At 63.8% G+C, this 25,064-nt stretch carries 20 protein-coding genes and 1 pseudogene; 9 read left to right on the plus strand and 12 right to left on the minus strand.

Annotation, left to right across the window (positions count from 1 at the left end):
* Position 1: 1 nt before the first annotated feature.
* The gene (locus NLY33_RS14870) at positions 2-1,069 is read left to right on the plus strand and encodes an ABC transporter ATP-binding protein (RefSeq protein ID WP_023687909.1); all 1,068 of its coding nucleotides are present in this window, start codon (positions 2-4) and stop codon (positions 1,067-1,069) included.
* Between the two features lie 2 nt (positions 1,070-1,071).
* Here the strand turns inward: NLY33_RS14870 and NLY33_RS14875 are convergent, their stop codons facing one another.
* The gene (locus tag NLY33_RS14875) at positions 1,072-1,914 is read right to left on the minus strand and encodes an AraC family ligand binding domain-containing protein (protein WP_081725414.1); all 843 of its coding nucleotides are present in this window, start codon (positions 1,912-1,914) and stop codon (positions 1,072-1,074) included.
* Between the two features lie 247 nt (positions 1,915-2,161).
* On the opposite strand from NLY33_RS14875, the gene NLY33_RS14880 reads away from it, so the two are divergent.
* From NLY33_RS14880 to NLY33_RS14905, 6 genes are all read left to right on the plus strand, one after another.
* The gene (locus NLY33_RS14880) at positions 2,162-3,628 is read left to right on the plus strand and encodes an alpha-glucosidase/alpha-galactosidase (RefSeq protein WP_023687911.1); all 1,467 of its coding nucleotides are present in this window, start codon (positions 2,162-2,164) and stop codon (positions 3,626-3,628) included.
* A 97-nt stretch (positions 3,629-3,725) separates the two neighbouring features.
* Positions 3,726-5,861 carry an ABC transporter substrate-binding protein gene (locus NLY33_RS14885; protein WP_050587669.1) on the plus strand — a complete coding sequence of 712 codons (2,136 nt, stop codon included), beginning with the start codon at positions 3,726-3,728 and terminating at the stop codon, positions 5,859-5,861.
* A 99-nt stretch (positions 5,862-5,960) separates the two neighbouring features.
* Complete coding sequence (locus NLY33_RS14890; protein WP_023668135.1) at positions 5,961-6,968, plus strand: ABC transporter permease; 1,008 nt, start codon at positions 5,961-5,963, stop codon at positions 6,966-6,968.
* Positions 6,969-8,105 (plus strand): ABC transporter permease, encoded by a 1,137-nt coding sequence (locus NLY33_RS14895; RefSeq protein WP_023687914.1) that lies wholly within the window; start codon positions 6,969-6,971, stop codon positions 8,103-8,105. It begins immediately after the preceding gene.
* A 10-nt stretch (positions 8,106-8,115) separates the two neighbouring features.
* Complete coding sequence (locus tag NLY33_RS14900; RefSeq protein ID WP_023704663.1) at positions 8,116-9,783, plus strand: ABC transporter ATP-binding protein; 1,668 nt, start codon at positions 8,116-8,118, stop codon at positions 9,781-9,783.
* Positions 9,784-9,804: 21 nt separating this feature from the next.
* Positions 9,805-11,175: an alpha-glucosidase/alpha-galactosidase gene (locus NLY33_RS14905; protein WP_023704664.1), complete on the plus strand. Its 1,371-nt coding sequence runs from the start codon at positions 9,805-9,807 to the stop codon at positions 11,173-11,175.
* 29 nt (positions 11,176-11,204) lie between these two features.
* On the opposite strand, the gene NLY33_RS14910 is transcribed toward NLY33_RS14905, so the two are convergent.
* On the minus strand, positions 11,205-12,851 hold the full coding sequence (locus tag NLY33_RS14910; RefSeq protein WP_023704665.1) for an acetolactate synthase large subunit: 1,647 nt from the start codon (positions 12,849-12,851) through the stop codon (positions 11,205-11,207).
* 107 nt (positions 12,852-12,958) lie between these two features.
* Positions 12,959-13,867, minus strand: coding sequence for an AraC family transcriptional regulator (locus NLY33_RS14915; RefSeq protein ID WP_196813859.1), 909 nt, complete (start codon positions 13,865-13,867; stop codon positions 12,959-12,961).
* 127 nt (positions 13,868-13,994) lie between these two features.
* Here NLY33_RS14915 and NLY33_RS14920 point away from each other — a divergent pair, with 127 nt between their 5' ends.
* Complete coding sequence (locus NLY33_RS14920; RefSeq protein WP_023704667.1) at positions 13,995-14,651, plus strand: glutathione S-transferase family protein; 657 nt, start codon at positions 13,995-13,997, stop codon at positions 14,649-14,651.
* 132 nt (positions 14,652-14,783) lie between these two features.
* Positions 14,784-15,343: pseudogene (msuE, locus tag NLY33_RS14925) on the plus strand (FMN reductase).
* Between the two features lie 160 nt (positions 15,344-15,503).
* Here the strand turns inward: msuE and NLY33_RS14930 are convergent.
* The 9 genes from NLY33_RS14930 to pcaQ all read right to left on the minus strand — a co-directional run bounded on the left by NLY33_RS14930 (position 15,504) and on the right by pcaQ (position 25,047).
* Positions 15,504-16,535 (minus strand): hydroxyacid dehydrogenase, encoded by a 1,032-nt coding sequence (locus NLY33_RS14930; protein WP_023707704.1) that lies wholly within the window; start codon positions 16,533-16,535, stop codon positions 15,504-15,506.
* Positions 16,536-16,788: 253 nt separating this feature from the next.
* Entirely contained in the window at positions 16,789-18,234 is a 1,446-nt protein-coding gene (locus NLY33_RS14935) for an aldehyde dehydrogenase (protein ID WP_023704670.1), read from the minus strand.
* A gap of 89 nt (positions 18,235-18,323) precedes the next feature.
* Positions 18,324-19,109, minus strand: coding sequence for a coniferyl-alcohol dehydrogenase (locus NLY33_RS14940; protein ID WP_023704671.1), 786 nt, complete (start codon positions 19,107-19,109; stop codon positions 18,324-18,326).
* Positions 19,110-19,111: 2 nt separating this feature from the next.
* The gene (locus NLY33_RS14945) at positions 19,112-20,176 is read right to left on the minus strand and encodes a branched-chain amino acid ABC transporter permease (RefSeq protein ID WP_023704672.1); all 1,065 of its coding nucleotides are present in this window, start codon (positions 20,174-20,176) and stop codon (positions 19,112-19,114) included.
* Positions 20,173-21,069: a branched-chain amino acid ABC transporter permease gene (locus tag NLY33_RS14950; RefSeq protein WP_023685279.1), complete on the minus strand. Its 897-nt coding sequence runs from the start codon at positions 21,067-21,069 to the stop codon at positions 20,173-20,175. The genes NLY33_RS14945 and NLY33_RS14950 overlap by 4 nt, the downstream gene beginning before the upstream one ends.
* Positions 21,066-21,794 carry an ABC transporter ATP-binding protein gene (locus tag NLY33_RS14955; protein ID WP_023704673.1) on the minus strand — a complete coding sequence of 243 codons (729 nt, stop codon included), beginning with the start codon at positions 21,792-21,794 and terminating at the stop codon, positions 21,066-21,068. Before NLY33_RS14955 ends, NLY33_RS14950 begins: the two co-directional genes overlap by 4 nt.
* A complete protein-coding gene (locus NLY33_RS14960) occupies positions 21,791-22,531 on the minus strand; it encodes an ABC transporter ATP-binding protein (protein WP_023691339.1) in 741 nt (246 codons plus the stop codon). Before NLY33_RS14960 ends, NLY33_RS14955 begins: the two co-directional genes overlap by 4 nt.
* A gap of 23 nt (positions 22,532-22,554) precedes the next feature.
* Positions 22,555-23,853: an ABC transporter substrate-binding protein gene (locus NLY33_RS14965; RefSeq protein WP_023704674.1), complete on the minus strand. Its 1,299-nt coding sequence runs from the start codon at positions 23,851-23,853 to the stop codon at positions 22,555-22,557.
* A gap of 276 nt (positions 23,854-24,129) precedes the next feature.
* Complete coding sequence (gene pcaQ, locus NLY33_RS14970; protein ID WP_023685275.1) at positions 24,130-25,047, minus strand: pca operon transcription factor PcaQ; 918 nt, start codon at positions 25,045-25,047, stop codon at positions 24,130-24,132.
* Positions 25,048-25,064 lie beyond the last annotated feature (17 nt).

Below are 25,064 nucleotides of genomic sequence, written 5' to 3' on the forward strand. Positions count from 1 at the left end.
GATGGCTTCCGTCACGCTGCAAAACGTCGAGAAGGATTACGGTTCGCTGCGCATCCTGCACGGCGTCGACCTCGAGATCGCCGATGGCGAGTTCGTCGTGCTGGTCGGCCCGTCCGGCTGCGGCAAGTCGACCCTTTTGCGCATGATTGCCGGGCTGGAGGAGGTGTCGGGCGGCGAGATCCATATCGGCGATCGGCTGGTCAACGATGTCGCGCCGAAGGACCGCGATATTGCCATGGTGTTCCAGTCCTACGCGCTCTATCCGCACATGGATGTGTCGTCGAATATGGGTTTCAGCCTGCTTTTGAAGAAGGCGGAGAAGACGACGATCGACGGCAGGGTAGGGGCGGCGGCCAAGCGCCTCGGCCTCGACAGTTTCCTCGGCCGTCTGCCCAGGCAACTGTCCGGCGGCCAGCGCCAGCGCGTCGCCATGGGCCGCGCCATCGTGCGCGATCCCAAAGTGTTTCTGTTCGACGAGCCGCTCAGCAATCTCGACGCCAAATTGCGCGTGCATATGCGCGCCGAGATCAAGGCGCTGCACCAGCAGCTCAAGACCACATCGGTCTATGTCACCCACGACCAGATCGAAGCCATGACTATGGCCGACCGCATCGTCGTCATGCATGACGGCTATGTGCAGCAGGTCGGCCATCCGCTCGAACTCTACGATCGGCCGATCAACACCTTCGTCGCCGGCTTCATCGGCTCGCCCGGCATGAACTTTTTTCCGGCGACAGTGGCCAAGGGCGGCAAGGTGGACGCGGTGCTGGCCGACGGCCAGAAGCTGCGGTTGCCTGATGGCTTGCCGTTGAAGGATGGCGATGTGCTTACTGTCGGGCTACGGCCGGAGCACATCCAGCTTGCCGACGATGGTCCGCTCAGGGCAGAGGTCGAGGTGGTCGAGCCGCTCGGCCTGTCGACGCAGTTCTATGTCCGGCTCGCCAACCAGCTGGTTTGTGTCTTCGTCATGGGACGCAGCACTATCCGGCCTGGCGATAAGGTGCGGCTGTCTGCCGATCCGGCGGCGCTGCATCTGTTCGATCCCGCAAGCGGCAACCGCATCGGGTGATCCTATCGAAGGCTGCCCAGGCTGGCATACATGCCGGTGGTGCGGAACTGCGTCGGGTTGATGCCGTAGAGCCGGCGGAAGACTTTCGAGAAATAGTTGGCGTCCTCGAAGCCGCACAGGATGGCGACCTCCTTGACTGGCAGGAAATCGGCTTTGGTTAGCAGCTTCGCCGCCCGCTGCAGCCGCTGCTGCAGCACGAACTCGGCCGGCGGAACGCCTTCGCTCTCGGCGAAGCAGCGCGAGAAATGGGCGCGGCTGAGGCCGCTGATCTGGACGAGCTCGGCCACGGGCAAGGGCTTGTCGAGATTGGCGTTGATATGATCGATGACCGGCTGCATGACGCTCTGTTTCTCAGTGAAGGCGTGCGAGCCGAAGACATCGTCGTAAAGCGCCATCGCCGCCTCATAGGCGATTGCCGAAGCAGCGCCAGGCGAAGCGCCACCCTTGATCAGGCGCAGGCTGCAATCGGCGAGATGATCGATCGTCTCCGGCTGCAGCCGAAACACCGGGCCGGAGACGCTGAGTATGGATTTGTGGACGCGCAGCGCCTCCTCGCCATTCATCGAGATCCAGAAATATTCCCAGCGGTCGCCCTTCTCCAGCCAGTAGCGATGGTTGTGTGGCACCAGCACCAGCAGCGTGTCGTTGGCCTGCAGGCGGTAGTTGCGGTTCTCGTAGCGCAGCTGGCCGGTGCCGCTGATCGTGTGCTGCAGCACGGTGAACGGTGTCTGGCCGCGCTTGCGCCCATCCCAGTCATAGGTCACGCCCTCGCGTACTTCATAGCCGGTGCTGGTTGGCATGGCATGCAGGCGCTGGCGGCCGCGCGGCAGCGAGATGGTGCGCATCAACTGTCCGTTGGCGATCAGATCATGCAGCACAAAATTACCCTCGAAAGCATAATCGTTCTCTGGCCGCGCCCTGGAATAACGGCATAATCCAAATCCTGAGAACGCGAAAGACCCGCGGTCGAGGAGCGGGCGGGGAGGAGAACGAGCCGGAATTCCGGCTCGAATGGCATGCGCGCCGAGGCGAGCCGCCATTCCCTTTCCTGTTGCTCCTTACCCGGCATTTCGAATGCATCGAGGTGAGGTGATGAGTTTCAAAATCGCTATTATCGGCGCCGGCAGCGTCGGCTTCACCAAGAAGCTGTTCACCGATATTTTGTGCGTCCCGGAATTCAGCGACATCGAATTCGCGCTGACCGATCTCAGCGAACACAATCTGCAAATGATCAAGGCGATCCTCGACCGCATCGTCGAGGCCAACAAGCTGCCGACCAGGGTGACGGCGACGACCGACCGCCGCAAGGCGCTGGAAGGCGCGCGCTACGTCATCAGCTGCGTCCGGGTGGGCGGGCTCGAAGCCTATGCCGACGATATCCGCATTCCCTTGAAATACGGCATCGACCAGTGCGTCGGTGACACGATTTGCGCCGGGGGCATCCTCTACGGCCAGCGCAACATCCCGGTCATCCTCGACTTCTGCAAGGATATATTGGAGGTCGCCGAGCCAGGCGCCAAATTCCTCAACTATGCCAACCCGATGGCGATGAACACCTGGGCGGCGATCGAATATGGCAAGGTCGATACGGTCGGCCTCTGCCACGGTGTCCAGCACGGCGCCGAACAGATCGCCGAAGTGCTCGGCGCCAAGTCGCACAGCGAACTCGATTATGTCTGCTCCGGTATCAACCACCAGACCTGGTTCATCGATTTGCGGCTCAACGGCCGCAAGATCGGCAAGGACGAACTGGTGGCTGCCTTCGAGGCGCATCCGGTCTATTCGCAGCAGGAAAAGCTGCGCATCGACGTGCTGAAGCGCTTCGGCGTCTACTCCACCGAAAGCAACGGTCATCTCTCCGAATATCTGCCCTGGTATCGCAAGCGGCCGGACGAAATCACCCGCTGGATCGACATGTCCGATTGGATCCATGGCGAGACCGGCGGCTATCTTCGCTACTCCACGGAAACCCGCAACTGGTTCGAGACGGAATATCCGCAATTCCTCGAAGCGGCGTCGAAGCCGCTCGACGTATCGAAGCGCTCGAACGAGCATGCCAGCCATATTCTCGAAGCGCTGGAGACGAACCGCGTCTATCGCGGCCACTTCAACGTCAAGAACACCGGCATCATCACCAATCTGCCGCAGGACGCGATCATCGAATCGCCCGGTTTCGTCGATCGCTTCGGCATCAACATGGCGTCAGGCATCACGCTGCCGGAAGCCTGCGCGGCCACCTGCATGGCTTCGATCAACGTTCAGCGCATGTCGGTGCATGCGGCTGTTACGGGCGACATTGACCTGCTCAAGCTCGCGGTGCTGCACGATCCGCTGGTGGGTGCGGTGTCGACGCCGGAAGAGGTCTGGCAGATGGTCGACGAGATGGTCGTCGCCCAGGCGCGTTGGCTGCCGCAATACGCCGATGCCGTGCCGGCCGCCAAGGAGCGGCTTTCGAAATCGATGGTGAAAACCCGCGACTGGGCGGGTGCGGCGCGGCGCAAAGTGCGCTCGATCGAGGAACTGCGCGCCGAAAAAACGGCCCTGAAACAGGCCGGCTGAGAATGCTGGCAGGCGGACAGCGGGAGGCCGGTTCGCCAATCAGCCGTCATGAATAGATGCGGCAGCAGCAGACGTCGAAACATCTGGGAGGAACACAATGAGGAACTTTCGTGGAATTGGCATTCTCGCCGGTCGAAGAATTGGCATTCTCGCCGGGCGAAGAATTGGCATTCTCGCCGGGCTGGCGCTGAGCGTCTCGGCATCGGCGCTTGGCAGTGCATACGCGTCCGAGCCGACCACGCCGCCGGCGCCGGCGGCGTTTCCCGCCGAGGGCAAGATCAAATACGTCGCCCGCGATTCCATCCTGGAGTTCAAGGCGCTGCCCGAATATCACGAGCCCGAGTGGGTCACCGAGAAATACGTCAAGACTGGCAAGCTGCCGCCGGTCAAGGATCGCCTGCCGAAGGAGCCGCTGGTGTTCAAGACCGGCAACATGCCGGACGGCATCGGCGTTTATGGCGACACCATGCGCCACGTCATTGGCGGCCGGCCGGAAGGCTGGAATTATGGCGCCGGCCAGACCCAAGGATGGGGCGGCATCGACATCGGCCTTTCGGAATGCCTGACGCGCACCGCGCCTTTGTTCCAGGTCGAGGCCAAGGACACCGAGCCGCTGCCCAACCTCGCCAGGAGCTGGGACTGGTCGAAGGATGGCCACACGCTGACCATGCACCTGGTCGAAGGCGCCAAATGGTCTGACGGCGTTGCCTTCAATGCCGACGATGTCATGTTCTACTGGGACGATGAGGTCGTCGACCCCAATGTCTCGCCGTTGAACGGCGCCACAGCGGAAACCTTCGGTGTCGGCACGACGCTGAAGAAGGTCGACGACTACACCGTCGAGTGGACCTTCAAGGACGCCTTCCCCAAACAGTATCTCTACGCCATGGCCTATGGCACCTTCTGCCCCGGCCCGGCGCATGTCCTCAAGCCGCAGCATCCGAAGTACTCGAAGAATACCTACGAGCAGTTCAAGAACGCGTTCCCGCCGGAATATATGAACATTCCGGTGATGGGCGCCTGGGTGCCGGTGGAATATAGGCCCGACGACATCATCGTCTTGCGTCGCAATCCCTACTACTGGAAGGTCGACGAGAAGGGCAACCAGCTGCCCTATCTCAACGAACTGCACTACAAGCTGTCGACCTGGGCCGACCGCGACGTGCAGGCGGTGGCAGGGGCCGCCGACTTCTCCAACCTCGAGCAGCCGGAGAATTTCGTCGCTTCGCTGAAGCGAGCGGCGGACAAGGACGCGCCGGCCCGGCTCGCCTTTGGCCCGCGCCTGATCGGCTACAATCTGCGCATGAACTTTTCCGCCAATGGCTGGGGCAATCCCGACGAACGCGGCCAGGCGATCCGCGAGCTCAACCGCAATGAGGACTTCCGCAAGGGCATCACCATGGCGCTCGACCGCAAGGCGCTCGGCGACTCGCTGGTCAAGGGGCCGTTCACCGCCATCTACCCCGGTGGCTTTTCCTCGGGCACCAGCTTCTATGACCGCAACTCGACCGTCTACTATCCCTTCGACATCGAGGGCGCCAAGGCGGAACTGGCCAAGGCTGGTCTCAAGGATACGGATGGCGACGGCTTCGTGAACTTCCCGGCCGGGACCGCCGGCGGCAAGAATGTCGAGATCGTGATGCTGGTCAACAATGACTACGGCACCGACAAGAGCCTCGCCGAAGGCGTCGTCGGCCAGATGGAAAAGCTTGGCATCAGGGTCGTGCTCAACGGCCTCAACGGCACCCAGCGTGATGCCTCGCAATATTCCGGCCGCTTCGACTGGCTGATCAGGCGCAACGAGCAGGAGCTGACTTCCGTCGTGCAGAATACCGTGCAACTCGCGCCCGTCGGACCCAAGACCAGCTGGGATCACCGCGCGCCCGAAAGCGGCGTGGTCGACCTGATGCCGTTCGAAAAGGAGCTTGTCGACATCGTCAACAAGTTCGTCTCCTCGTCAGACAATGACGAGCGCGCCAGCCTGATGAAGACGTTCCAGAAGATCTCGACGGAGCATGTCTACAATATTGGACTGACCGAATATCCCGGCGCCCTGATCATCAACAAGCGCTTCTCCAACATCCCGCAGGGAACGCCGATCTTCATGTTCAACTGGGCCGAGGATTCGATCGTGCGCGAACGCGTCTTCGTCGCCGCCGACAAGCAGCAGAAATACGAACTCTTTCCCGACCAGCTTCCCGGCAAGCCCGGCGACAAGGGTCCGACGAACTGAGTTTCCTCCCCTGGCTGACGCCCGGCCGCGCTGCGCGCGCGGCCGGGACGGAGTAAGGTCAGCGGCAACAGATTAGATCCAAGGAGGAGAAACGGTCCGATGCTGCGATTCCTGGCCATGCGCATAGCATCGGCGGTGCCGGTCATGGTCATCCTGAGCCTGGTCACCTTTGCCATCATCCAGGCGCCGCCGGGCGACTATGCCGACTATATCCGTTCGCAGCTCATCAACCAGGGCGGGGCGTCTTTTGCCGAAGCCGACGCGCAGGCGCAGGCCTATCGGGTCGAGCACGGCCTCGATAAACCGCTGCCCGTCCAGTACCTGAACTGGGTCGCCGGCATCATCACCCGCGGCGATTTCGGCTACAGCCTCTATTACAACAAGCCGGTCGCCGCAGTGGTCGGCGAGCGGCTGCCGCGCACGCTGCTGCTGGCATTGGTCTGCCATCTGCTGGCGTCGGTGCTCGGCATCACCTTCGGCATCTGGGCGGCGACCAGGCAATACACATGGATCGACTCGGTGCTGTCGGCCATCTCCTTCCTCGGCATGACGGTGCCGCGCTTCCTGATGGCGCTGATCATCGTCTATCTCCTGGTCTTCCAGTTCAACGTGTCGGAGATCGGCAGCTTCTTCTCGCCGCAATATGGCGGCGCGCCGTGGTCGTGGGCGAAATTCGCCGACCTCGTCAAGCATGTCTGGCCGGTGGTGGCGATCGCCACCTTCGGCGGGCTCGCCTACAATATGCGCGTCATGCGCGGCAATCTGCTCGATACGCTGAACGCGCAATATGTCGAGACGGCCAAGGCCAAGGGCCTGACCGGCAGCGCCGTCGTCATGCGCCATGCCGTGCCCAACGCACTGCACCCGCTCATCATGTATCAGGGCGTGGTGCTGCCCTACATGCTGACCGGCGAGATCGAGACGGCGATCATCTTTGCGCTGCCGACGGTCGGGCCCGCCATCGTCGGCTCGATGGCGGTCGGCGACGTTTATGTCACGGCGACCTTCATGATGGTGCTGTCGGCAACGCTGATCGTCGGCAACATCATCGCCGACATGCTGCTCGCGCTGCTCGATCCGCGCGTACGCCAGTTCAGGGAGAGCTAGATGCTGGCGCGTGACCCATCCCCGCCGCCGCCCCCGGCTGAAGCAACCGCGATTGCGACCCCACGCGGCAATGAGAGCTATATGGCGCTGGTCTGGCGCCGGCTGAGGCGCTCCTGGACCGGCATGGCCGGGCTGATCCTTGTCGTGCTTCTGGTGCTGATGGCGCTGTTTGCCGATTTCTTCGCGCCGATGGACCCCAAGGTGACCGATGTCGCTTTCGCCCCGCCGCAAGTGATGAGTTTTCACGACAGAGACGGGAATTTCGTGCTCCAGCCGCGGGTCTATGCGCTGGCGGATTCTGCAGACCTCGACCCGGTCACCTTCCAGCCGGTCGTCGGGCCGGATTACGAGCATCCGCGCCTGCTCGGCTTCTTCGTCAAGGGCGCCGACTACCGGCTGCTTGGCCTGATCCCCGCCAACCGGCATTTCTTCGCTTCGGCCGACGGCCAGCCGGTGCATTTTCTCGGCACCGACAAATTCGGCCGCGATGTGTTGTCGCGCGCCATCCAGGGCTCGCGCGTCTCGCTGATGATCGCGCTGACGGTGGTGTTCATCATCACCGTCATCGGCACCACAGTCGGCATGGTCTCGGGCTATTTCGGCGGCCGCTTCGACGTCTGGATGCAGCGCTTTGTCGAGCTGGTGCTCGCCTTCCCGCAATTGCCGCTCTATCTTGCGCTGACGACGCTGATCCCGGTGACCGCGCCGACCAACGTCTTCCTCGCCTTCGTCATCATCGTCATGTCGGCGCTGGGCTGGGCGCAGATGTCGCGCGAGGTGCGCGGCAAGACGCTGGCGCTGGCGCGGATCGACTATGTGCGCGCTGCCATGGCGGTTGGCGCCACCGACATGCGTATCATCATGCAGCACATTTTCCCCAATGTGATGAGCCACGTCATCGTCGCCGTGACGATCGCGATCCCGACGGTGGTACTGCTCGAAGCCTTTCTCGGCTTCCTCGGCTTCGCCGTGAAACCGCCGCTGATCTCATGGGGGCTGATGCTGCAGGACACGGCTACCTATTCGGTCATCGGCACCTATCCGTGGATCCTGTCGCCGGTCGGCTTCGTGCTGATCACCGTCTTTGCCTTCAACGCGCTGGGCGACGGCCTGCGCGATGCCGTCGATCCCTATTGAGGTGGCCGGGATGACCGTAGCGCTCGCAGCCACCTTCGCACCAGCCGTCCGGCTCGACCATGCCGGCCGCCACGACCAACCCATCATCGATGCCCGCAACATCGAGGTCGCCTTCAAGGTCGAGCACGGCGTCGTCGACGCGGTGAAGGATGTCTCGTTCCAGCTCTATCGCGGGGAGACGATCGCCATCGTCGGCGAGTCCGGTTCCGGCAAGTCGGTGACGGCGCGCGCCGTCATGGGGCTCTTGTCAAAGCGGGCCACCGTGTCGCCGAAATCCACCATCGACTATTGCGGGCAGGACATACTGAAATTCCCCGAGAGCGCCCGGCGCAAGTTGCGCGGCAATCGCATCTCGATGATCTTCCAGGAGCCGATGAGCTCGCTCAACCCGATCTATACGGTCGGCAGTCAGATCGTCGAGGCGATCAGAGTGCATCGAAAGGTCAGCCGCAAGCAAGCCTGGGCGCGGGCGCTCGAGCTTTTGCGGCATGTCCAGATCCCCGAGCCGGAAGCGCGCATCAAGCAGTATCCGCACCAGATGTCGGGCGGGCAGCGCCAGCGCGTGATGATCGCCATGGCGCTCGCCAACGACCCCGATGTGCTGATCGCCGACGAGCCGACGACAGCGCTCGACGTCACGGTCCAGGCGCAGATCCTCAATTTGATCCGCAATCTGCAAAAAGAACTCAGGATGGCGGTCATCCTGATCACCCACGACCTCACCGTGGTGCGGAAATTCTCGGACTATGTCTATGTCATGCAGCATGGCGAGATGTGCGAGCACAACGTTACCGAGCGGCTGTTCGCCGACCCGCAGCATGCCTATACCAAGCGGCTGCTCGCTTCAGAGCCGCACGGCAAGCCGCAGCCGCTGCCGGAAAACAGCGGCACCATCCTCGAGGCCCGCAATATGCGCGTCTGCTTCATGCTGCGCCATGGCAGCTTCCTGAAGCCGGACTGGCGCGAGCTGGTCGCCGTCGACGATCTCGGCCTGAAGCTTTGCCGCCACGAGACACTGGGGCTGGTCGGCGAATCCGGCTCCGGCAAGACCACGTTCGGTCTCGCCTTGCTCAAGCTCACCGAGGCCAAGCGCGGCGAGGTCAGCTTCGACGGCCAGCCGATCCACGGCCTGTCGCGCGCCGGGATGCGGCCGCTGCGCTCGCGCATGCAGGTCGTTTTTCAGGATCCGTTCTCGTCGCTTAACCCGCGTATGACGATCGGCCAGATCATCGAGGAAGGGCTGGTCGTCAACAGGATCGGCGCGACACGGCGCGAGAGGGTCGGTCGGGTGCGCGACGCCCTGGTCAGCGCCGGCATGCCCGGCGATATCCTGTCGCGGTTCCCGCACGAATTTTCCGGCGGCCAGCGGCAGCGCATCGCCATTGCCCGAGCCATCGCGCTGGAGCCCGAATTCATCCTGCTCGACGAACCGACATCGGCGCTCGACCTTTCGGTGCAGGCGCAGATCATCGACCTGTTGCGCAAGCTGCAGGACGAACGCGGCCTTAGCTATCTCTTCATTTCGCACGACCTCAAGGTCGTGCGCGCGCTCTGCCACCGTGTCATCGTCATGCAGAACGGCAAGATCGTCGAACAGGGGACTGTCGACGAGGTCCTCACCCATCCCAAGACCGCCTACACCGAACGGCTCGTCAGGGCCGCCTTCGACGTGGCGTAGCAAAGTGCCGGAGGTTTAATAGTGGCAAGACATCCCAGGATCACCTTCATTGGCGCGGGTTCGACCGTGTTCATGAAGAACATTGTCGGCGACGTGCTGCAGCGCCCATCGCTGTCAGGCGCGACGATCGCGCTGATGGACATCAATCCGCAGCGGCTGGAAGAGAGCGCCATCGTCGTCAACAAGCTGATCGCGACGCTGGGCGTGAAGGCGAAGGCCGAGACCTATTCCGACCAGCGCAAGGCGCTCGCCGGTGCCGACTTCGTGGTCGTCGCCTTCCAGATCGGCGGCTTTGAGCCCTGCACCGTCACCGATTTCGAGGTGCCGAAGAAATACGGCCTGCGCCAGACCATTGCCGACACGCTCGGCGTCGGCGGCATCATGCGCGGCCTCCGGACCGTGCCGCATCTGTGGAAGATCTGCGAGGACATGCTGGCCGTCTGCCCCGACGCGATCATGCTGCAATACGTCAACCCGATGGCGATCAACACCTGGGCGATCTCAGAGAAATACCCTGAGATCAAACAGGTAGGCCTCTGCCACTCGGTGCAGGGCACGGCGATGGAACTGGCGCACGATCTCGACATTCCCTACGACGAGATACGCTACCGCTCGGCCGGCATCAACCACATGGCCTTCTACCTGAAGTTCGAGCACCGGCAGCCGGATGGCTCTTACCGCAACCTCTATCCGGACCTGGTCCGCGCCTATCGCGAAGGCAGGGCGCCGAAGCCGGGCTGGAACCCGCGCTGCCCCAACAAGGTGCGCTACGAGATGCTCACGCGGCTCGGCTATTTCGTCACCGAAAGCTCCGAGCATTTCGCCGAATACACGCCCTATTTCATCAAGGAAGGCCGCCCCGACCTGATCGACAAGTTCGGCATTCCGCTCGACGAATATCCCAAGCGCTGCATCGAACAGATCGAGCGCTGGAAGGGCCAGGCCGAGGCCTATCGCTCGGCCGACCGCATCGAGGTCGAGCAATCGAAGGAATACGCGTCCTCGATCATGAACTCGGTGTGGACCGGGGAGCCTTCGGTGATCTACGGCAATGTCCGCAACAATGGCTGCATCACCTCGCTGCCGGACAATTGCGCCGCCGAGGTGCCGTGCCTGGTCGACGGCTCCGGCATCCAGCCGACCTATATTGGCGAGCTGCCGCCGCAACTCACCGCGTTGATACGCACCAACATCAATGTGCAGGAATTGACGGTGCAGGCGCTGATGACCGAAAACCGCGAGCACATCTACCACGCGGCGATGATGGATCCGCATACGGCCGCCGAACTCGATCTCGACCAGATCTGGGCGCTGGTCGATGAGTTGCTGGCGACACATGGCGACTGGCTGCCGGCCTGGGCGCGTGGGAGCGCCAAGGTCCGGGCCGCCTGAGCGCTGCTGCGGCGGTATCTACTCCACCGTCAGGCCTCCGGTGGCGCCGGCAACCGGTGGCGCAGTTCCTCGACCAGCACGCGCTCGTTCTCCGAATAGTCGATCGGAACGACGACGAGATGGACGCCACCGCCGGCGAAAGCCTGTTCAAGCGTCGATTGTATTTCTGAGACGGCGCCGACCCTGGTTCCCTTGGCGCCATAGGCCTCGGCATATCTGACGAAATCGGGATTGCCGAAGGTCATGCCGAAATCGGGGAACTGGTCGACCGCCTGCTTCCAGCGGATCATGCCGAAAGCATTGTCCTCGATGATCAGCACGACGAGGTTAAGTTTCAGCCTGACGGCGGTTTCCAGTTCCTGGCTGTTCATCATGAAGCCGCCATCGCCGCAGATCGCCATGACGCGGCGTGCGGGATAGAGCATCGCGGCCGTCATCGCCGACGGCAGGCCGGCGCCCATCGTGGCCAGGGCGTTGTCGAGCAGCAAAGTGTTGGCGACGCGCGTGCGGTAATTGCGCGCGAACCAGATCTTGTACATGCCGTTGTCGAGCGCCAGGATGCCGTCGGCCGGCATCACCGCGCGCACGTCATGCACCAGACGCTGCGGCGTGAAACGGTCTTCGGTGGCGCGGGCGGCAATGCGGCTCAAAATCCCTTCGCGCAGCGGCAGTAGCGCCTGCGCGTTGGGGATCTTGCCCTCGATCCGGTCGGCAAGCAGCCTGAGCGAAGCGCCGATGTCGCCGACCACTTCGGTCTGCGGGAAATAGACCTGCTCGACATTGGCCGGCTGGTAGCCGACATGGATCACCTTCGGTCCCTTGTCGCCCATAATGAAGGGCGGCTTCTCGATCGTGTCGTGGCCGATAGTGATGATGAGGTCGGCCTGTTCGATGGCCTCATGCACATAGTCGCGCTCGGAGAGCGCGGCGGTGCCCATGTAGAGTTCGGTGCCGCCGGGCACCGTGCCCTTGCCCATCTGCGTGGTGAAATAGGGGATGCCGGTCCTGATCACGAACTGGGCGAGGTCGGAGGTCGAGCGCGGCCGCGATGCGGCGGCGCCCAGCATCGCCAGCGGACGTTTCGCCTTGATGATCATCTCAGCGGCACGGTCGAGCGCCAGCGGGCTGGCCAGCGGAAGCTCGACCGGATGCGGCGGGATCAGCGCGACATCGTCGCACTCCTCGGCCGCGATGTCTTCGGGCAGTTCCAGATGCACCGGCCCCGGACGCTCCTCCTCGGCAATCCGAAACGCTTCGCGCACCACGGCGGGAATGGTCTTCGCCGAGATGATCTGGCGTGACAGCTTGGTCAGCGGCTTCATCGCGGCGACGATGTCGACGATCTGGAAGCGGGCCTGGCGCGACGACCGGATGCCCTTCTGCCCGGTGATCATGATCATCGGCATGGCGCCGAGCAGCGCATAGGCGGCACCCGTCGTCAGGTTCAGGGCGCCGGGTCCCAGCGTGGTGATGCACACACCTGGCTTGCCGGTGAGCCTGCCATGGGTGGCGGCCATGAACGCCGCCGCCTGCTCATGACGGGTGAGGATGAGCTGGATCGAGGATTTGCGGATGGATTCGACGACGTCCAGGTTTTCTTCGCCGGGAATGCCGAAGATGCGATCGACGCCCTCATTCTCGAGGGCGGCAACAAGCAGGTCAGAACCTTTGGGCACGAAGCATCTCCTGGGCAAAGCGGCGGCGAACCGCGTCGGGATATGATCAGACATAGTGCTGGCAAAGCCCTAGCGCGAGGCGCGGCCGCCGCCAATATCGCTCTGCCTTACAGATCCTTCCGTTTCCTGAATTGGCCGGGCGAGACGCCGGCGTGGCGCCTGAAGGCGGTGGAGAAGGCGGCTTCCGAGCTGTAGCCGACCGCCTCGGCGACTTGGCCCAGGCTCTTGCCCTCGTGCAGCAGCCGGCTAGCCTGCCGCATGCGGCAGCCGAAGAGATAGGCCATGGGCGCTTCGCCGACGAGATCGCGAAAGCGGGCGGCAAAGGTTGCCCTGGAGAGCCCGACCGCGCGTGCCAGGGTCTCGATCGTCCAGCCGTGGCCATAGGCTTCATGCAGGGTCGCGAGCGCTCTGGCGATCGCGGGGTCCTGCAATCCCCTCAGCCAACCTGGATTGTCCATGCTTTCCAGACCGGAGCGCAAGGCGCGCGTGACGATGGCCCCAGACAGGCGAGCCATTACTACGTCGCTGCCGGGACCTTCGTCGGTCGCTTCCACCAGCAAGGCCTCGACATAGCCACGCAGCCATTTGGGCAGACGGCCATTCGATCCCCGGATGTGAACGATGCGCGGCAGGCCGGCAAGTGCCGGATGGTCGGCGTCGCGAAAGGCGAAGGCGCCGCACAGGATGACGGTCTTTTCGCCTTCGCCGCCGCTGCGAATACGCCCGGCTGCGGTTTGGGTCGCCAGTTCGGCGGCGGGGACGTTCGCGCTTTTGAGCGCGCCGGGCGACCGCAGCACATGCGGATCGGCGCGCGGTGCAATGATCAGGTCGCCGGCATCGAGAGGCTCGACATCTTCCTCACCGAACACCGCCTCGCATCGCCCCTTGATGACGACGTGAATGCCGCGAAGTCCAGCCTGGCTGAACGAGATCGCCCAGGGCGCGGCCAGTTCGAGGCGCCGGTACCCGGCGGCTGCGAAGTGCAATTCGCGCATGAGGGTAGCCAGGAGATCCACGCTTCGCTCCAGAAACAGACGATCGATAAATCAATCCAGACGCTGTCGAATAGCGCGCCGGCCTTACTGGACCTAGCTATGCCCCGACAGGCCGCTTGTCGGCGATAACGAAACTCAGGAGTTATTCATGCCGCCAATCGAGCTTTTTGTCGCGCAGCTTTGTCCCTATGCGCACCGTGTCAGGCTCGCCCTTGCCGAGAAAGGCCTGCAGGCGACGGAAATCGAAATCGATCTGCGCAACAAGCCGGCGTGGTTCCTGAAACTCACGCCGACGGGAAAGGTGCCGCTGCTGCGCCATCAGGGGCAATATGTCAGGGAGTCGGCGATCATCTGCGAATATCTCGATGATGCATTCCCCGAACGGCCGATTTTCCCCAGGGATGCTCATGCCCGCGCTGAGGCGCGCATCTGGATCAGCTTCGCCGACACGCAGCTTTACGCCAGGACGGCAACCATGATGCACAGTTCCGACGCTATGGTTCATGAGCGGATCAAGGCCCAGCTTGCCGACGATCTGCGCTTTGTGGAACAGCATGCCTTCGCCCTGCGAGGGGCGGACGAACGGTTTTTGCTGGGCTCGGAATTCAGCGCCGCCGACATCGCCTTCTATCCCTGGTTCGAACAGCTGTGCGTGCTTGAGAAATATCTGGGCTTCGTCATGCCGACCGAATGCGAGCGCCTGCTGCGGTGGCAGGAAACGGTTGCCGCCAGGGAGGCGGTGCGGACCTGCGCAAGGTCGCCCGGCTTCTACCTGGAATCCTATGGCCCGCTTCTCGCGGCCTGAGACGAGCGGGCAACGGAAAAAAATTCCTCACTATGGTGCTGCAAGGTCAGTCATTTGCTTCTTGCGGCAGGCGCAAGCCTGTAAACATGCGGTATGAAGCGGGCCTGCCCGCCGCGCAAGAGGTGCCAGAATATGCCCAATCCAACCGTCGTCGGGTTTTCCGGCAATTTCACCCGGCCGTCCAAGACGCGCGGCTTCGTCGACCAGGTCGTCAGGGACATTGCGCGCCAGCATGGATTGTCGGCGAGTACCTACGACATCGAAGACCTCGGCCCTCACTTGGCGCTGCCAAATGGGCGCGCGATCTCGACGGTCAGGCGCGGGCAATCTTCGACAGCGTCGTCAATGCCGATGTGCTGGTGGTGGGGTCGCCGACCTACAAGGGCAGCTACACCGGCCTGTTCAAGCACTTCTTCGATCTGTTCGATCCCGCTTCCTTGCGCGGCAAGCCGATGGTGCTGCTTGCCACCGGCGGCAACGATCGCCACGCGTTGATCGTCGAGCACCAGCTGCGGCCGTTGTTCGGCTTCTTCGAGGCGCTGACGCTGCCGACAGGGGTCTATGCCACGGACAAGGACTTTTCCGACGGCGTGCTGCGGGCCGAACCCATCCTGAAGCGCGTCGAGCAGGTTGTCGGCGAGGTCGGGCTGGTGCTGGCCAATCGCGCAGCTGCCGGCGTCGCGGCCGGATAGCACGCAGATTTTTACGTCATCCGCAAATCAATACCCCGCCGGCCAGGCCTGGCGGGGTATCGCCGTGCAAAGGTTCCCGCGCTTGCGGTCATCCTGAGCGACGATGACAACGCGGCTTGGCCAACTCCGAAATCCATTTCAGACGGATTTATCGCGATAACTAGTTCCTGTCCGCCGGCTTCGAACGCATCCTTGACACGGTCTCGCGCTCGGCGCGCTTGGAGCGCAGCGGCGGCAGGCCGCGGTCGATCAGGTCCATGTCTTCCAGAACCATGTCGCCCATGCGCTTGAAGGCGATGTCGAGCGCGCCGGCGCGGTGGGCGGAGCGCAGGAAGCCGGGGATCGCACGGACCGGATGGTCCGCCGCCAGCGGCTCTTCGGGGAAGACATCGCTGGCGGCAAGGATGTGACCACTCTTCACCGCCGCCATCAAGGCCGGAAAATCGACGACGCCGGCGCGGCTGAGCAGGATGAAGGCGGCGCCCTTGCGCATGCTGGTAAAAGCATCGGTGCCGAGAAAACCCTGGTTCTCCGAGGTCACCGAAGCGACGACGAAGACGAAGTCACTGGTCGACAGCACCTCGTCGAGCGAGGCCGGTTCGACGCCATTGTCGATCAGGATCGATGGCGGCAGCCAGGGATCGAAGACCTTGGTGCGGGTACGAAAGCCCGACAGCAGCCGGTTCAGCGCACGGCCCAGATCGCCGAAGCCGATGATGCCGACATCGGCGCCGGACAGAAGCCGCGCCGTCAAATTGCCATCGCCGCCCCACAGCTCCTCGCCTTTGCGGAAAGCGAGGTCGGCATCGACAATATTTCGGGCAAGGTTGAGCGCCATGGCGAGGCCAAGCTCGGCCACCGGCTCGGCGAAGACGAGGCCGGTGGTGACGACATGGATGCCGCGCGCAAACAGCGTCTCATAGGGCATGTTGTTGATGAGGTTGGTCTCGACATTGAAGACGCAACGCAGCGCCTGCATCTGGTCCAAAGTCTCGGGCGAGATCGGCGGCTGGCCGATAATATAGCGGGCTTCGGCCAGCACGTCGGCGGGCAAGTTCGCCACGCCCTCGGCCGTCGTCTCGACGACGCGGTAATGCGCCTTGAGGCGCGCCAGCTGCGGTGGGGTGAAGATCAGGTCGAGCGTGCGTGGTTCCGGCGCGCTGATGACCAGCGGCAAGGCCTTGTTTGGCATGACGATTCCTCCCCGGCGCGATCCGCATCGCGTATTTTGCTTTGCACTTGTGGTAGTCCCAAAACCACTTGCCGCTTTCCGGCGGCATGTGCTTGAGGGGTAAAATACCCACCATCAAACGATTTACAACTCCGGGAGGGGCCGCCGATCGCGCGGCTCGAGCCTTGCCGGGTTTTGATGCGGGAATCCGTTGGCTCGCCAGGCAACGGCCCTGAGGGCTCCTTTCCTTCTCCCCCTGTGGGAGAAGGTGCAGTCAAAACGGATAGTGCTGCCCCGGATCCTCGATGGTTAGCCAGCGCAGGTCGGTGAACTCGGCGATCGAGGCCTTGCCGCCGAAGCGGCCGTAGCCTGAACCCTTGACGCCGCCGAACGGCATTTGCGCCTCATCGCCGACGGTCGGGCCGTTGATGTGGCAGATACCGGCTTCGATGCGCGCGGCGACCGCCATGGCACGGCGGATGTCGCGGCTGAACACGGCTGAAGACAGGCCGTATTCGGTATCGTTGGCGACACGTACCGCTTCGTCCTCGCCCTTGACGCGGATCACCGGCTTGACCGGGCCGAAGGATTCTTCCGAATAGACGCGCATCGCCGGCGTCACGTGGTCGAGCAATGTCGCCTCGACCACGGTTCCGGTGCGCTTGCCGCCGGCCACAAGCCTGGCGCCCTTGGCGACGGCGTCGGCAACCAGTTCTTCCATCTTGTCGGCGGCTTGGTCGCTGATCAGCGAACCGAGCACGACATGGCCGCGCGGGTCGCCGGCAGGCAGCTGCGCGGCGCGGGCGGCGAGCTTGGCGACGAATTCGTCGGCGACCTTTTCATCGACGACCAGACGCTCGGTCGACATGCAGATCTGGCCCTGATGCATGTAGGCGCCGAAGGTCGCGGCATTGACCGCGGCGTCGATGTCGGCATCGTCGAGCACGACCAGCGGCGCCTTGCCGCCGAGTTCGAGCAGCGCCGGCTTCAAGTGACGGCCGGCGAGTTCGGCAATGATCCTGCCGACCTTGGTCGAGCCGGTGAAGTTGACACGCCTGACTGCAGGGTGCGCGACCAGTGCCTCGACGATTGTCGCTGCGTCCTTGGGATCATTGGTGACGACATTGATGACGCCCTTGGGCAGGCCGGCCTCGACCAGCACCTGGCCGATCAGCCGGTGTGTGCCTGGGCACATTTCGGAGGCTTTCAGCACAACCGTGTTGCCGCAGGCGATCGGCATGGCGATGGCACGGGTTCCGAGGATGACCGGTGCATTCCACGGCGCGATGCCGAGGCAGACGCCGGCCGGCTGGCGGATCGCCATGGCCAGCGTGCCGGGCTTGTCGGAGGGAATGACCTCGCCCGAAATCTGCGTCGTCATGGCGGCTGCCTCGCGCAGCATTTTGGCGGCGAGCATGACGTTGAAGCCGGCCCAGGGGCCGGTCGCGCCGGTTTCTTCCATCATCAATTTGGTGAATTCGCCGACCTTGGAGTCCATGACATCGGCCGCCTTGGACAGCAAAGCGCGGCGCTCGCCCGGACCGGTCTTCGACCACGTCTTGAAAGCGGCAGCAGCGGCTTCGACCGCGGCATTGGCGTCGGCGATGCTGGCTGCGGCAGCGCGGGTCGCCAGCTTGCCGGTGAACGGGTCCATGCGCTCGTAAGAGGCTGAGCCGGAGGCATCCCTTTTATCGCCGTCGATCAGAAGTCCGATGTCCATTGTTCTCTCCCTCGCTCGCCGTGGAGCGTCTTTTCTATATTGACCACGATCTTATCCGAACATCGGCTCCCACTTTTCGGGATGATGGTCTAGAAGCCGAGCACCTCGGCATTGATCGATGCTTCAAGCCCACCGTCAACCGGCACATTGGCGCCGTTGACCCAGCGTGCGCCGTCCGAGCACAGGAACAGCACGACAGGCGCGATGTCGCCCGATGTGCCGGCGCGGCCGACACGGGCGATGTCGCTATCGACGCGGGCGTCGCCCAGCACATTGCGGAACTGTTTGAGGATCGGCGTCTCGACCGGGCCGGGGCTCACTGCATTGACGCGGATGCCGCGGCTCCTGAACAGGTCCTGATGCGCGGCGCTCTGCGTCCACAACAGCAGCAGCTCCTTGGAAACGGAATAGCCTTCCTCGTTCTTCACCTGATGGTCGGCGACCACCTCCGCCACATCGGGAAAGCCTTCGATGCCGACCATCGATGCCGCGCGGTTGAGATTGGCGCGCCAGCCATAGCCGGCGATCGAGGCGACGTTGACCACGGCGCCGCCTTCACGAAGTCTGGGTGCGAGGCCTTCCGAGAGCGCGCGCAGGCCGTAGAAGTTGACGGCCAGTGTCGACACCGCACCGGTGTTGCCGGGGAGGCCGGCGACATTGCAGAGCGCATCGATGCGCTGCGGCAGGCGCCCGAGGAGATCGTCGACGCCGGCCTTGGATGAGATGTCAGCCTTGACGAAACTGCCGGCCGATGCTGCCGGTTCACGCACGTCGACGCCGATCACGTCAGCGCCCAGTTGGCCGGCAAGTTCGGCCGTGCGAGCGCCGATACCAGAGGCGACACCGGTGATGAGGATGGTCTTGCCGAACAGCATGGTCACGCCTTTTCACTATGTGTTGCGGTCTGTTGCGGCGAAGGCGTGGCGTCGCTATCGCCGGCGTTTGCCGGCAGCCTGACGCGATAGCCGACCGGTAGCAGGCGCAGGCCAAAGCGCTCCTCCAGCGTTCCCCACAGGCCGCGCGGCAGGAAGAGCGAGAACAGCACCGCCGTGGCGCCGAGACCGATCAGATACCAGACGCCGGTGCCGCCGAACCAGGTCTCGATGAGGAAGAACAGCAGCGCACCCAGAATGGCGCCCTCGAAGGTGCCGATGCCGCCGACCAGGACCATGAAGATCATGTAGGCGGTCCACTGGACGTTGAAGTAGGTTTTCGGCTGGAAGGTGATCGACGTGGCCAACCACAGCGCGCCGGCCATGCCGATGCCGAAGGCGGCGAGCACGAAGAGCAGCCGCTTGGTTCCGGTGACGCGCACGCCGACCGATGCCGCGGCCTCCTCATTGTCCCTGATGGCGCGGATGGCCGCACCCGTGCTGCCACGCAGCAGGCTAAACAGGGTGGCGAGCAGCGCCGTCATCGCGGCCATCGCCAGCCAGTAGATCGTCGCCCGCCTGACGCCGGCGTCATAGACGTTGAGCGAGATCAGCGACGTCCCGGTCTCGCCTTGCACCAGCCGGTCGAGATTGACCAGGAGATGGGTGAGCGCCGCGATCACCCACATGCCGATGGCGAACTCGCCGTTCTTCAGCTTCAGCATGAACAGCGACATTGGCCAGGAGATCGCGCCGACGATGATCGCCGAGACAAACAGAGAAGCGAACGGGTTGAGGCCTGCATCGGCCAGGCGGATAGTGAAATAGGCGCCGAGGCCGAAGAACACTTGCTGTCCCACCGAAACCAGCCCGCCGAAGCCGGCCAGCGCATTCCACATCGCCGCCAGCATCACATAGATGAACAAGGCGGTCATGCGGTCGACGGCGCCGGCCGACAGGAAATGCGGCGCAACAGCGAGCAGCGCGATGATGACGACGACCGCGATCGCCGAGATGCGCGAGGCGGAGGTGCCGCGCTCGATGACGGGGGCGTTTAAAACCGCACTCATGATGCTTTCCTCGCGGGCAGGCGCAGCAGGCCGCGCAGGCCGAGGCCGGAGGTGGAGAGCCGGATGAACAGCACGATCAGGAAGGCGACATGGCCGCCGATCAGAAAACCTTGCGGATGGATCTGCGCGCCGAGGGTCTGGGCGAGCGCCAGCACGATGCCGCCGACCAGCGTGCCCCATAGCGAACCGGCGCCGCCGATCACCGCCGCCTCGAAAGCGAACAGCAATTGAGGTGCGCCGGTATAGGGATCGAAGGTGGCGCGCATGGCGAGGAAGGCGCCGGCCAGCCCAACGGTGACCATGGCGATGGCGGCGGCGAGGGCATTGGCGCGGCGCGCATCGACGCCGACGAGACCGGCCGTGTCGGGATCTTCCGACGTGGCGCGGATCGAGCGGCCAAGCCTGGTGCGGGTGAGGAACAGCTGCAGTCCGCCAAGCAATATGACGGCGGCGGCGAACATGATCACGGCAAGCTTGCCGACATAGATGCTGCCCGGCCATTCCCAGGAATCGTAGGAGAGGCTGCCGATATAGGGCGCCAGCGAACGTGTGTCGGCGCCGAACTGCTCGAACAGCGCATTGTCGATGACGATGGCGAGGCCGAACGTGGTCAGGATCGGCAGGAGCGCGCCGCCGCGGGCGCTGCGCTCGAGCAGGAAGCGCTGCAGCGCCCAGCCGATGGCCGCCATCAGCGGCAGCACGATGAGCAGGCCGACGAAGGGCGAGATATGGAATTGCGAGGCGAGCCACCACAGCGCGTAGGCGGAAAACACGGCCAGGCTGCCATGCGCGAGGTTGATTATGCGCATCACCGAAAACATGAAGGAGAGGCCGCAGGCGATCAGCGCGTAGTAGCCGCCGAGCAGGATGCCCTGGACGATCTGGTTGCTCATGCCGGCACACTCCCGGCGCTTTTCCTGTGCAGGCCGAAATAGGCTTTCGTCACTTCATCGCGGGACATGCCCTTGCTCGGGCCTTCCAGCGCGACGCGTCCTTCGAGCATGCAGATGACCTTGTCCGAGACCGAGAGCGCGCGATTGAGGTCCTGTTCGACCAGGATGATCGTCGTGCCGGAGCTGATCAGCCCTTGCAGCGAAGCGTATACGCGATCGACCACCAGCGGCGACAGGCCGAGCGAGACCTCGTCGAGCAGCAGCAGCTCCGGATTGCTCATCAACGCGCGGCCGATGGCGGTGGCCTGCTGCTCGCCACCGGAGAGATGCCCGGTCTTGGCGTGGCGGCGCGGCTTCAGATTGGGGAACGTGTCGAGCACTCGTTCCACGCTCCAGTCGCCGGGACGGCCGGCGGCCTTGCCAAGCAGGAGGTTCTCCTCGACCGTCATCTGCACGAACAGTTTTCGCCCTTCCGGCACCAGCGCGACGCCCATGCCGACGCGCTTGTGCGAGGGAACGCCGGTGATATCGGCGCCATTCAGCAGCACGCGGCCGGCCGTCGGCTCATGGGCGCCGGCGATCGCCCGCAGCAGCGTCGTCTTGCCGGCGCCGTTGGCGCCGACCAGCGCCAGCGTTTCGCCGCGCTCGATCGAGAAGTTCACGCCGCGCACCGCCTGCAACAGGCCGTGGCGGACGACCAGATTCTCGATTGCGAGCAGGCTCATTTCGGGCCTCCGCCGAGATAGGCCCGCACGACTTCGGGGTCGGCCATCACCGCTTGCGGCTCGCCGTCGGCGATGATCTTGCCGGCGTCCATGCAGATCAGCCGCTCGGCCACCTGCAGCAGGATGTGGACGATGTGCTCGATCCAGACGATGCCGATCTTGCGGCGGCGCAATTCCTTGATGGTATCGACAAGTTCGCTCGCCTCGCCATCGGTCAGTCCGCCGCCGATCTCGTCGAGCAGAAGCAGCGTAGGCCTTGCCGCGAGCGCGCGGGCAAGTTCCAGCCGCTTGCGGTCGAGCAGGCCGAGCGTTTCGGCGCGCCGGTTGGCCACGCCCATCATGCCGCACAGTTTCAGCGACTCCAGCGCCTCTTCATAGGCCTCGTCGCGGGCGAGACCGGCGCCATGCGACGCGGCAACAAAAACGTTCTCGAACGTGGTCATGCCGCTGAACGGCTTGGGCACCTGGTGCGTGCGCACCAGGCCGAGACGACAGCGCGCTGTAGCCGGCATCGCGGTCACATCGCCACCCTTGAAGGCGACCGTGCCGGCGCTCGGCGGGAAGGCGCCTGATAAGATGCTGAGCAGCGTCGTCTTGCCGGCGCCGTTCGGACCGACGATGCCGACGGCCTCATCGGCATTCATGGCGAAGTCGACATCGTCGAGCACCACCAGCGCGCCGAAGCGTTTCTGGATGCCGGCAGCGCGGAGGATCGCGGCGTTTGCTGAACCGTTCACGATGCGATCCCCGTAACCGACCGTCAGCTGTTATACGGCTGGAGCTTGGCCTCGACCGGAACCTTCGGGTCGGTGGCGTTCTCGGTCACGACGTAGTCGAGCGGGAATTTGCCGCCTTCCTTGGCCGCCACCCATTGGGTGCCGATGATCGGGCCGGGAGAGACATTGGCGACCGGGCCGCTGGTGAAGTCGACCTTGCCGATCATGGTCTCGGTGTTGAGCGTGCTCAGCGCCTTGGCGACGGCCGCCTTGTCCTTGGCGTCGGTGCTTGCCTTCAGCGCCTCGAAGCCGGCGTCGAGCAGCGACATCGAGGCGCCGAGCTGCTGCGTCCACTGCTTGCCGCTGGCGGCCTCATAACCGTCGGCCAGTTCGGTCCCCGAAACGCCGGTCAGCGGCGACTTGTAGGGAAAGGCCTTGTGCCAGTAAGCGGCGCTCGAAATCTTGTTGCCGAGATCGCCCAGCGCCTCGATGTCGGACGGGAACAATCCGGTCTTGGCGACCTGGCAGATCTTGATCTGCTTGATCAGGCCTTGCTGTGCAGCCTGACGCCAGAAGGCGGCGAAGTCCGGCGGGATCGGGAAGGAGTTGAAGATCTCGACGCCTTCCTGCTTGAACAGCGCGATCTGCGAGGAATAGTCGGTGGTGCCGGTCTCGTAGGCGCCGGGATCGACGATGGTGAAACCCTGCTTTGCCAGCAACGGCGCCAGATGGGTGCGGATGGCATTGCCGTCGGCGTCGTTGGGATACATGACGCCGACCTTCTTGTTGGTCTCGATCAGGCTCCATTGCGAGATGTAGGTCCGGAAGAACTCGTCGACGCCGAAGCCGAAATGATAGGTCCATTTGAACGGCGAGGGTTCGCCGGGCTTGGCGCCGCGGCCGAAATACCAGGCCTCCCACGGCATGACGGTGGAGAGGCAAGGCACGCCGGCGGCTTCGCAGGCGTCGGCGACCGGGTTGATCACCTCCGGCGTCGACACCGCCAGCATCAGGTCGACGGCCTGGTTGTTGATGAGGTCCTTGGCGAGCTGGCCGGCGCGCGACGGGTCGGATTGCGTGTCCTGGTCGATGATCTCGACACTGTATTTCTTGCCGCCGATGTCGAGGCCGTTGGCGAGCGCCTTGCGGGCGAGATCGAGCACATAGCCGTCGGTCTGGCCGAAGCCGGCGAGCGGCCCGGTGCGCGGGCTGACAAAGCCGACCTTCAGCGTGTCGGCGGCCTGCGCGAATGCCTGGCCGCGGCTGAGCGCAAGTGCCGCGCCGCCGGCGAGCGATGTGGCGATGAACTGGCGCCGCGAGACGCCGGATTTGCTTGAGGTCATGCTGGTATTCCTCCCTTTCCTGACGGCACCTGGAGGTCACCGCCGGCCTGCTCAAAATCGATGCCGCCCGTTCTTAAGATCGGAGATCGCCCCGGCATGCCTTGAGGCGGCAGCGGAACGCCGCCAATGCCGATAACGGCACGATTTCGATCCTCCCATCGTCACAGTGCCCTAGGTGTTTGGTTTGGTAAAATGATATTTTGCGGTGTTTCGTTAACCAACAGGTTATGGAAATACGGCTGAAGGCCCGCTCTGCGCCAGATTGGCGAAAGGTGCTCAGGCGTTCTGGCTGGCCGCCTCGCGAATGGTCTGCAGCAGGATGGTGAAGGCCGGCGAAGGCGCAGTGTCGGTCCGCATCGTCAGGCCGACGGGCCCTTTGGTTTCCTCGGTGTTGACGGGCAAGGCGACGAAGGCGCCGCTGGAGAGTTCGTTGGCGACGACGCCTGTCGATATGATCCAGACCGCATTGCTTTGGCGCAGGAAGGCACGGCCGAAGGAATCCGAGACGGTCTCGATCTCGGTCGCAGGCGCCGTCATGCCGTTGGTGATGAACAGGCGGTCGACGAACGGGCGGATGACCGACTCCCGCGTCGGCATCAGCACCGGGAATTCATCGAGCCGGGCGAAGATGTCCTGGCCCGGCTGCAGCAGCGGATGGCCGGCCCTCACCACGAACAGCACCGGTTCGGAATAGAGATGCTCGAAGAAGAAGCCGGTCATGTTTTCCGGCGCCGCAAGCCGGCCGACGACGAGATCGAGCGCACCGACGCGCAACTGTTCCAGCAGGACCGCGTTCTCGCCGGTGACGATCTTGATCGCAGCACCGGTATTTTCACTCAGGAACAGGCTTATGGCGCGTGGCATCACCTTGGCCGACACTGTCGGGAGCGCGCCGATGCGGATCGGATGCCGGTTGATGGCGCCGTCCTGGCGGACGGAATCGACGCCGCGCTTCAGTGCCGTGATCGCCGTGCCGGCATGGCCGAGAAAGATTTCGCCAAGCCGCGTCACCCTGATGCCGCGGCCGTCGCGTTCGACGACAGCGATGCCAAGCGCCTCCTCCAATTCGCGCAACGTCTTGGTCACGGCCGGTGGGCTGACATGGAGAAAGTCGGCCGCCCTCGCCACGCTGCCTTGCCGCGCTACCTCAAGGAATGCCTGCAGGTGACGGAACCTTATGCGGCTTTCGGACATGTTCTCATAACCTAGCA

The sequence above is a fragment of the Mesorhizobium sp. C432A genome, from assembly GCF_030323145.1.
In the GTDB taxonomy this organism is placed as follows: Bacteria; Pseudomonadota; Alphaproteobacteria; order Rhizobiales; family Rhizobiaceae; genus Mesorhizobium.